Annotated in this window: 1 protein-coding gene; it reads right to left on the bottom strand. The window is 48.8% G+C overall.

The genetic code is table 11. The features are described from left to right. A partial coding sequence (locus tag V7D18_RS07125; RefSeq protein WP_426152850.1) for a hypothetical protein occupies positions 1-215 on the bottom strand: 215 nt, incomplete at both ends.

Raw genomic sequence — 215 nt, 5'->3', positions numbered from 1 at the left:
CTGTCTTCGGCGCATTGCTCCAGGTGAACTCCCCTACCGGTGCATTTCCGGTCAGTGGCGCAAGACCTGGTACTGCAGTTGTGGTACCTTTGATATAGTAATTTACTGTATAGCCGAACTTCTGCGTATTATCAATCTCATAATATACAGTCTTTTCGTTCGGACCTGCGGCTGTGATTGTCATACTTGCCGGTTGTGCAGGACTGGTCACCAGT

Origin of the sequence: Lacrimispora sp. 38-1 (genome assembly GCF_049890855.1) — a bacterium.
Lineage (GTDB): Bacteria > Bacillota > Clostridia > Lachnospirales > Lachnospiraceae > Lacrimispora.
This window is presented reverse-complemented; position numbering and strand designations above follow the sequence as displayed.